General features: G+C 72.4%; 7 protein-coding genes. All 7 read left to right on the top strand.

The features are described 5' to 3' along the window. Positions 1-342: YbfB/YjiJ family MFS transporter (locus JMF90_RS22420; RefSeq protein ID WP_201325442.1), on the top strand; the 342-nt coding region annotated here is incomplete at its 5' end. A gap of 122 nt (positions 343-464) precedes the next feature. Next, a complete protein-coding gene (locus JMF90_RS22415; RefSeq protein ID WP_201316830.1) occupies positions 465-1,001 on the top strand; it encodes an NUDIX domain-containing protein in 537 nt (178 codons plus the stop codon). Between the two features lie 157 nt (positions 1,002-1,158). Next, positions 1,159-1,596 carry a thioesterase family protein gene (locus JMF90_RS22410; protein ID WP_027787751.1) on the top strand — a complete coding sequence of 146 codons (438 nt, stop codon included), beginning with the start codon at positions 1,159-1,161 and terminating at the stop codon, positions 1,594-1,596. Between the two features lie 9 nt (positions 1,597-1,605). Then, complete coding sequence (locus JMF90_RS22405) at positions 1,606-2,541, top strand: branched-chain amino acid ABC transporter permease (protein ID WP_027814092.1); 936 nt, start codon at positions 1,606-1,608, stop codon at positions 2,539-2,541. Continuing rightward, on the top strand, positions 2,534-3,763 hold the full coding sequence (locus tag JMF90_RS22400; protein ID WP_201316849.1) for a branched-chain amino acid ABC transporter permease: 1,230 nt from the start codon (positions 2,534-2,536) through the stop codon (positions 3,761-3,763). Before JMF90_RS22405 ends, JMF90_RS22400 begins: the two co-directional genes overlap by 8 nt. Continuing rightward, complete coding sequence (locus tag JMF90_RS22395) at positions 3,760-4,512, top strand: ABC transporter ATP-binding protein (RefSeq protein ID WP_201316831.1); 753 nt, start codon at positions 3,760-3,762, stop codon at positions 4,510-4,512. The genes JMF90_RS22400 and JMF90_RS22395 overlap by 4 nt, the downstream gene beginning before the upstream one ends. Then, positions 4,509-5,213 carry an ABC transporter ATP-binding protein gene (locus tag JMF90_RS22390; RefSeq protein WP_201316832.1) on the top strand — a complete coding sequence of 235 codons (705 nt, stop codon included), beginning with the start codon at positions 4,509-4,511 and terminating at the stop codon, positions 5,211-5,213. Before JMF90_RS22395 ends, JMF90_RS22390 begins: the two co-directional genes overlap by 4 nt. The last annotated feature ends 210 nt before the right edge of the window (positions 5,214-5,423 follow it).

Here is a 5,423-nt window from a genome sequence, read left to right as displayed (position 1 = left end):
GCCGGCTGCGTGACGCAGGCGCTCGGTATCGTAGCCGGGATCGTGTGGCCGAACGCGGCCGGTTTCTCGATCGGCAGCGCGCTGCTCGGCCTGCCGTTCACCGCGATCACGCTGTTCGCGATGCGCGAGGCAAGGCGTCTGCACGGCGAGCGCGCGGCCGGGCTGATGGGCTATGCGACCGCCTCGTACGGCGTCGGGCAGATCCTCGGGCCGCTCGTCGCGGCGCCGCTGGCCGCGCGCTTCGGGTCGTTCACACCTGCGCTGTGGGTCGCGGTGGCCGCGCTACTGCTCGGCGCCGCCGGCTTCGCGGCGACTGCCGCACACGGGCGCAGGTTGCCCTGACGCCGGTGGGGCCGGATCGTCTCGGGCGCGGGCAAACTCGCTAGAATGAAGCCTTTCCCGCGCCGAGCGGGTGTCCGACGCGGCCTGCAGGCCGATGCCCGGCGCTCGCCAGATCCCCATCGATGACCACCGCCGACTACCGCTTTTGCCCGCGCTGCGCGAGCCCGCTGACCGAGCGTTCCGATCCCGACCATGAAGGCGGCCGCGTCCGCCAGGCCTGCCCCGACGACACCTGCGGCTACGTGCACTGGAACAACCCGCTGCCGGTCGTCGCCGCGATCGTCGAGCTCGACGGCAAGATCCTGCTCGCGCGCAACGCCGCGTGGCCCGAAGGGATGTTCGCGCTGATCACCGGCTTCCTCGAAAACGGCGAGACGCCCGAGGACGGCATCGCCCGCGAGGTGTTCGAGGAAACCGCGCTGAAGGCCGAGCAGGTGTCGCTCGTCGGCGTGTACGAATTCATCCGCAAGAACGAACTGATCATCGCGTACCACGTGCGGGCGTCGGGCACGGTGTCGCTGTCGCCGGAACTGCTCGAATACAAGCTCGTCGATCCACCGCTGCTGCGCCCGTGGCGTGCCGGCACGGGTGTTGCGCTCGCCGACTGGATGCGCGCGCGCGGCCTCGATTTCGAATTCGTCGACCGGCCGGGGCAGTGACGCGCCGGCCTGCCCGCGGCGTGTCGTCCGCCGTGCCGCGCGTGATCGCGACGCGGCGCCGCGTTGCCTGCCGGCGCGCCGCGTGCTTCGGCCGCCGCGCGTCGTTCCAACCGTTCCCATCGTTCCCTTCGCTTCCCTCGTCCTGAGCGCCATCGCCATGTCCGACAAGCCGCAGCCGCGTCCGCGCGACGCCTATCGCCACTTCCTGCCGATCACGACCCGCTGGATGGACAACGACGTCTACGGGCACGTGAACAACGTCGTCTACTACAGCTACTTCGACACCGTCGTGAACGAGTACCTGATCCGCGCGGGCGTGCTCGACGTCGAGCACGGGCAGACGATCGGGCTGGTCGTCGAGACGCAGTGCAACTACTTCGCGCCGCTCGTGTTCCCGCAATCGGTCGACGCGGGGCTGCGCGTCGTGAAGCTCGGCACGTCGAGCGTGCGCTACGAAGTCGGGCTGTTCGCGCAAGGCGATGCGTCGCCCGCCGCGCAGGGGCATTTCGTGCACGTGTACGTCGATCGCGGCACGCGCCGCCCGGTGCCGCTGCCCGACGCGCTGCGCGCCGCGCTCGAACCGCTCGCCGCCTGACGCTGCGCGGTGCACGCGTTCGCGCTCCAGGCCTTCAACGGCCTCAGCTACGGCTTGCTGCTGTTCATGCTGTCGGCCGGCCTCACGCTGATCTTCAGCGTGCAGGGTGTGCTCAACTTCGCGCATGCGAGCTTCTACATGCTCGGTGCGTACGTGGGCTACAGCATCGCGGCCTGGGCGGGCTTCTGGCCCGCGCTCGTGCTCGCGCCGCTGGCGGTCGGGCTGCTCGGCGCCGGCTGCGAACGCGCGCTGCTGCGCCGCGTGCAGGCGCGCGGCCATACGAGCGAACTGCTGCTGACCTTCGGTCTTGCATACCTGATCGGCGAGGGCGCGAAACTCGTGTGGGGCCTCGCGCCGCTGCCGGCGCCGGTGCCGCCGCTGTTCGACGGCGCGCCCGTGACCGTGTTCGGTCTCGCCTTGCCGCGTTACCGGCTGTTCATGATGGCGATGTCCACGACGATGCTGGTCGCGCTCGGCGTGCTGCTGCGCGCGTCGCGTATCGGGCTCGTCGTGCGCGCGGCGCTCACGCATCGCGCGGCGGTCGAGGCGCTCGGCTACGATGTGCCGCGCGTGATGACGGCGCTGTTCGGCGCGGGCACCGCGCTCGCGGCGCTGGCCGGCGTGATCGGCGCGCCGCTCGCGGTGATCGAACCGGCGCTCGCCGAGACGGTCGGGTCGGTCGTGTTCGCGGTGGTCGTGATCGGCGGGCTCGGCTCGCTCGGCGGTGCGTTCGTCGCGTCGCTCGCGGTCGGTTTCGCGCAGACCTTCGCGGCCGCGAGCGACACGTCGCTGCGCGACCTCGCGCAATGGACGGGGATCGCGCTGCCCGACAGCGTGGCAGCGGTGTCGATCGCGCAACTGGCGCCGCTGGTGCCGTACCTGCTGCTCGTCGCGGTGCTGGTCGCGCGGCCGCGCGGATTGTTCGGCGAGCGTGTCGATGCGTAGCCGCGCATTGGCCGGATGCATGCGCTGGGCGCTGTTCGCCGCGTGCGTCGCGCTGCCCGCGTGGCTGTGGCCGCATGGTGCGGTGCTCGGCTATCTCGCGCAGACGGCCGCGCTCGTCGTGCTCGCGCTGTCGTACAACCTGCAGCTCGGCACGACCGGGCTGTTGTCGTTCGGGCATGCGGCATTCGCAGGCCTCGGCGCGTTCGCGGCCGCCCACTGGTTCAATCACGTCGGCGGCCCGCTGCCGCTGCTGCCGCTCGTCGGCGGCATGGCCGGCGCGGGCTTCGGGTTCGTCGCCGGGCTGTTGGCGACGCGCCGCTCGGGCACCGCGTTCGCGATGATCACGCTCGGGCTCGGCGAATGCGTCGCGGCCGCCGCGTGGAGCGTGCCCGCGTGGTTCGGCGGGATCGGCGGCGTGCCGATCGACCGGGCGAGCGGCGCGCCGTGGGGCAACGGGTATTTCGGCGCGCCGGCCCACGCGTATGCGCTGATCGCCGCGTGGTGCGTCGTGTCGGCGGCGGCCATGCATGTGCTGACGCGCACACCGCTCGCGCGGCTCGCGAACGCGGTGCGCGACAACCCGGCGCGCGTCGCGGCGCTCGGCACCGATCCGCGCCGCGTGCGGCTCGCGATGGTCACCTGCGCATCGTTCTTCGCCGGCGTCGCCGGCACGCTGACGCTGATCGACGTCGAACTCGCGACGCCCGACAGCGTGTCGATGGCGCGCTCGGCGACCGTGCTGATCGCCGCGGTGATCGGCGGCACCGGTGCGTTCTTCGGGCCGGCGGCCGGCGCGGCCGTGCTGACCGCGCTGAGTATCGGCGTCGCGGGCGTGTCGCGTGCGTGGGCGCTGTATCTGGGCGTGCTGTTCGTCGCGGTCGTCGTGGCCGCGCCGGGCGGGATCGCCGGCATCGCGCAGGCGCTCGCGCATGCATTGCGGCGCGATGTGCCGGCGACCGAGCGCTGGCGGGTGCTGTGCGCGATCGGTGCGTGCGTGTTCTGGGGCGTCGCGATCGTCTGCGCGGCCGAGCTCGGCTATGCGTGGCGCTTCGCGCAGGACGACGGCACGGGCCTCGCTTTCGGCACATGGGGCATCGACGCCGATACGCCGGTCGGCTGGGCCGTCGCGGCTTCGGCGGCCGGCATCGGCACGCTGCTGTGGGGCTGGCGCGCGCGGCTCGGGCACGGCGCGGCGGTCGCCACGCAGGAGGACGCACGATGAACGGCAACGCGATCGCGCTTCACGGCGTGGTGCAGCGCTTCGGCGCGCAGACCGTGCTCGACGGCGTCGATCTGAGCATCGCGGCCGGCGAGCGCCACGCGCTGATCGGACCGAACGGCGCGGGCAAGTCGACGCTGTTCGGCGTGATCGCCGGGGCGACGCGCCCGACGCGCGGGCGCGTCATGCTGCACGGCGTCGAGCTGCGCGGGCGCGGGCCGGTCGTCGCGAGCCGCCTCGGCATCGGCCGCAGTTTCCAGCAGACGAGCGCATTCGCGCGCCTGAGCGTATTCGACAACCTGCGCTGCGCGGCGCTGCATGCGCCGGCCGAGCGGCGGCGCTGGTGGACCCGGCTGCGCGAATCGGCGTCGATCGATCTCGCGGCCGCGCGCGTGCTGTACGACATCGGCCTCGACGCGCGGCGCGACACGCCGGCCGGTGAATTGAGCTACGCGGAGCAACGCGCGCTCGATCTCGGGATCGCGCTCGCGAGCGGTGCACGTACGCTGCTGCTCGACGAGCCGACGGCCGGCATGAGCCGCGCGCAGGCGGCGCGGATGATCGCGCTGATCCGTGCGACGACGCAGGGCCGCACGGTGCTGATGATCGAGCACGACATGGACGCGGTGTTCGGTTTCGCCGAACGCATCACGGTGCTCGTGCGCGGCGCGGTGGTCGCGACCGGCGCGCCCGATGCGATCCGCGCCGATCCGAGCGTGCGTGCCGCGTACCTGGGCGAGGGCGCGGCATGAACGCCGTGCTCGACATTCGCGGGCTGCGCGCGTGGTACGGGAGGCAGCCCGTGCTCGACGGCGTCGATCTCGCGCTCGCGCCGGGCGAGACGCTCGCGCTGCTCGGCCGCAACGGCTCGGGACGCTCGACACTCGCGAAGGCCGTGATGGGGCTCGTACGCACGGCCGGCTCGGTGCGCATCGCCGGCGCCGAATGCGCGGGTGCGCGCACGTTCGAGATCGCGCGGCGCGGCGTTGCTTACGTGGCTGAAAGCCGCGACGTGTTTCCGCTGCTGAGCGTGCGCGACAACCTGCGGCTCGGTTTGCGCGGCGCGAGCGGCGCCGCCGAACGCACGGCGCTCGATCGTCTGTTCGAGCGTTTTCCGCTGCTGGCCGCGCGCGCGGACGTGAAAGCCGGGCGGCTGTCGGGCGGCGAGCAGCAGGTGCTCGCGCTGGTGCGCGCACTCGCCGGCCGCCCGCGCGGGCTGATCGTCGACGAGCCGGCCGAGGGGCTCGCGCCGCTCGCGGTCGACGAAGTCGGCGCATGCCTCGCCGCGCTGCAGGCCGATGGCGTCGCGATCATGCTGATCGAGCAGCGGCTGCAACTCGCGCCGCGGCTCGCGCGGCGCGTTGCGGTGATGGGGCGCGGACGGATCGTCTACGACGGCGCGCTCGACGGGCTGGGCGGCGAGGTCGCCGATGCGTGGTTGAGCGCCGGCTGACCGCGCCCGGTCGATTGTTCGGCAAACTCCGCCAGTCAATTCGCGTCGAGCCGCTTTATCGCTGCGGTGCCGCAACGTACATTGCCAGTCAGGCCGGTCGCCCTCACAACGCGTCGACGCGTCAACGCATCGTCGCGGCAACCGGCACCATCCATCGAACGTCTTCGGACTGAGGAATGAAATCATGAGCAAGCTGACAGGCAAGGTCGC

It is taken from the genome of Burkholderia sp. E168m23 (assembly GCF_016586125.1).
Taxonomy (GTDB): domain Bacteria; phylum Pseudomonadota; class Gammaproteobacteria; order Burkholderiales; family Burkholderiaceae; genus Burkholderia; species Burkholderia orbicola.
This window is presented reverse-complemented; position numbering and strand designations above follow the sequence as displayed.